This window comes from Pseudomonas sp. Sample_23 (genome assembly GCF_004307595.1).
GTDB classification, from domain to species: domain Bacteria; phylum Pseudomonadota; class Gammaproteobacteria; order Pseudomonadales; family Pseudomonadaceae; genus Aquipseudomonas; species Aquipseudomonas atacamensis.
The window spans coordinates 1-2565 of record NZ_RCNX01000050.1 but is presented as its reverse complement, the minus strand read 5'-3'; the positions used below and the strand labels follow the sequence as shown (position 1 = coordinate 2565).

Below are 2565 nucleotides of genomic sequence, written 5' to 3'. Positions count from 1 at the left end.
GGTGGGACAGCCCAACAACGACGGGGCCTGCGCCCGTCCCACCACCGCAAAAAGCAGTGGGACGGAGGCAGGCCAGTGGGACGGCGTGAGCCAGAGTAATGCCCACGTTCAAGCCGCTTCCCCCAAGAGGAAGTGCTCGACCACGATGTGAGCGTCATGTAGGCGCTGGTAGTAAAGATTGCGTGTGCAGCCACTCTCGGCCAGACGCGCAGTCAAAGGCGCATCAGGCTGGAAGTAATGCACCTGCACCACCGTCTTCAACTCGGGATCGAGGCGTTTCTTGACGATACGCTCGATGTCCAGAGAGGCTTCCAGCGGCACCCTGCTCCCACGCCTGCCGCGCACGAGCTGGCCACCGCTCTCCATCATCATGGCGACCATATTGCCGCCCGAGTAACCGGCGGCCACCTCGTCGCTGTGCAGCTCCTGCGCCCATTGTTTGAGAGCCATATCGATCGCTTTAATCATCGAAGCACGGCTCCTCAAACTCCGGTTGTTCCAGCACAGGCGCCCTGCCCCAACCATCCGGTTTCTTGTAGGCCCAGGGCCGCTGGCCGCTCTTGCTCAAGGCGCCCAAACGGAAACGTCGCCAGCCCAGTCGATGGAGGATCGCTCCCACGCGCATCTGCTCGGGTTTGCCCCAATGACCGGGATCGAGCTTGAGCGCCTGACTCATCACTTCACTGCCGGTAGTGGTCTCGCCGATCTGCGACTCTTCGAGCCAGGTCAGGATGGGCGTTTCCCATTCGTCCACCACAAAGCGTTCGTCCTGCTCCTCGCTGAACATCGGCGCCTCCTCTCGCGTTACCCACCAGAGGTCGCCGGCCTCAAAGCAGAACATCGCTTCAGCCCAGAGTTGGTCGCGGATCTCGCGCAGCAACGCAACGTCGACCTTGGTACAGGCCACCGGCCAATAACGACGGTTGCCGGTGGCGTCCTTGAGGTACTCGTCCTGGTTGGTGGTACCGACGAAAACACACTGGCGTGGCACGTCCAATGTTCTGCGGCCATAGCTTTCGCGGTAGGTGTCGGTGGACGCCGAGAAGAACTGCTTAGCCTTGGTACTCTCAGCCTTGTTAAAGCTGTCCAGCTCGCCGAGCTCGACAATCCACTTACCGCGAATCGCCTGAAAGCCATCCTTGTCACCGAGGGCAAACGGCGTGTCCATGAACCACTCACCGCCGAGCACGCTCATGGCGGTCGACTTACCGGCGCCCTGCACGCCTTCGAGGATCATCACCGAGTCAGCCTTGCAGCCGGGCTTCATCACCCGCGCCACGGCCGAGATCATCCAGCGCTTGCCGACCTTGGAGGTGTAATCCGTTGCCTTCACCCCCATGACATCCGTCAGCCAACGCTCCAGGCGCGGCACACGATCCCATTCGAGTTTCTTCAGGTACTCACGCACCGGGTGAAATGCGTGATCGTGGGCCACGACACTGACGGCCTCAATCACGTGCGAGGACTTCACGCGCAGGTTGTACTGCTGCGCGAGCCATTTCATCACGCGCACATCATCGATGTCGGCCCACTCGCCGGTGCCACCGCCATAAGGCGCCGCACGCAGCTTGACGATCTTCGAGCTGAAGGCGCAGTAGCTGATCACCCCGGCCCAGCGTTCGTCGTGAGCCAGGATCAGTTCGACATTCTGCATGTGCGCGATCAAGGCGCCGCTTTCACTGCGAGCCAACTGATCTTTCCAGCCACCGGCTGCCGGTGGGCGGACCACCGCGAGGACTTGTCGGCGAACCGCGTCGAGGCCTTCGGCGACGTGCAGATCGTTGAAGTCGGTCCACTTGTCGTGACGTTCAATCGAGAAGATCGGCGCAACGACCTGGGCACCGACGATCAGCGCGGCGTTGCTAGCCTTCTCCTCACCCGGGTTCCACGCATCGCCGTTGGGCTTGGTGGTCTTCCAGTCGTCATCGCGGCAGATGATCAGCGGGCAACCGGCGAAGCGCTCGCGCATGACCTTGCACACGGCCAACAGGTTGCCCGCATCGAAGGCTACGGCCACAGCGAGCGAGGTCGCCATGTGCAGGCTGGCGCCGGTGGCGTAACCTTCACAAACCAGCACCGGTTCGCCCGGTACTGGGTGCGGACCGAGCAGGTGGAAAGTGCCCTCCTTTGCCATCCCGTAAGGCCAGTAGGATTTGTCGCGGCCGGTGTCTTCCTGCTTGTTTGGAAAGATCACCTGAAGGCCCATGATCTGATCACGGGCATTGTTCATCGGCACCAGTACCGCACCGGTGCGCGGCGCGTAACGCACTTTGATACCAACGATCTGCTTACGGTCCAGGTAGTCGCTTCGGCCGGTGGTCGGCATGCGCTCGAACAAACCCTGCGCCCTTTTCGCGGCCCGCCGCGCAGCGTTACTCGCGATTTCGGCAGCGCGGCGCTTAGCTTCTTCTTGGCGGGCGCGCATCACTTCACGCTCTTCAGGCGACATGCGGCCGGCCTTGACCTTGATCTTCTGCGTCTCGCCCGAACGCCAGTCACCGAAGGCGCCAAAGATCAGGGTGTCGCCCTTCTCCGTGCGCTGCTCGTGGACCACGTACCAGCCGT

General features: G+C 62.1%; 2 protein-coding genes. Both read right to left on the bottom strand.

Annotated elements, in window-relative coordinates; translation table 11 throughout:
* Positions 1-108: 108 nt before the first annotated feature.
* On the bottom strand, positions 109-468 hold the full coding sequence (locus tag D8U82_RS14030) for a hypothetical protein (protein WP_093101811.1): 360 nt from the start codon (positions 466-468) through the stop codon (positions 109-111).
* Positions 461-2565, bottom strand: a 2105-nt coding sequence (locus tag D8U82_RS14025; RefSeq protein ID WP_130902378.1) for a VapE domain-containing protein, incomplete at its 5' end; no start/stop codon positions are given. The genes D8U82_RS14030 and D8U82_RS14025, both read right to left, overlap by 8 nt.

Excerpts from the sequence above, each read along its gene's own strand:
- D8U82_RS14030 (WP_093101811.1), bottom strand. The coding sequence starts at position 468 with ATGATTAAAGCGATCGATATGGCTCTCAAACAATGGGCGCAGGAGCTG.